The organism is Streptomyces sp. SID12501 (assembly GCF_010550245.1).
Classification (GTDB): Bacteria; Actinomycetota; Actinomycetes; order Streptomycetales; family Streptomycetaceae; genus Streptomyces.
The window spans coordinates 1-427 of the sequence record NZ_JAAGLU010000740.1; the positions used below are offsets into that span (position 1 = coordinate 1).

Below are 427 nucleotides of genomic sequence, written 5' to 3' on the forward strand. Positions count from 1 at the left end.
GCTGCCCATGGGCCTGGTCGAGGAGGACGAGACCCCCGGCGAGGCTGCCGCCCGTGAAGTCCTCGAAGAGACCGGCTGGCGTCCAGGCCCGATGAAGCCGCTGGTCTACGCCGAACCGGCGAACGGCATCACCGACTCCCAGCACCACCTGTTCCGCGCCGACGGCCCGACGTACGACGGGCCGCCGACCGAGAAGAACGAGTCGGACCGGGTCGAGTGGATCCCCCTGGCGAACATCCGGGGCATGATCGACCGCCGGGAGATCGTCAGCAGCGGTTCCCTCGTCGGCCTCCTCTACGTCCTGATGGACGAAGGGGTTCGCTGACCCGGCGGGGGAAGCATCGCTCGTAGGCGGGCCTCGAAGGCGACTGCGGCCGGCACCTCGCGATACGGCGCAAGCTGCTCGTAGAACTCGCGAAGGTGCCCG

General features: G+C 69.6%; 1 protein-coding gene. It reads left to right on the forward strand.

Features of this window, described 5'->3' with window-relative positions:
- Nucleotides 1-325 (forward strand): NUDIX hydrolase (locus tag G3I71_RS48220; RefSeq protein ID WP_164325308.1); only part of this gene is annotated, 325 nt, incomplete at its 5' end.
- Nucleotides 326-427 lie beyond the last annotated feature (102 nt).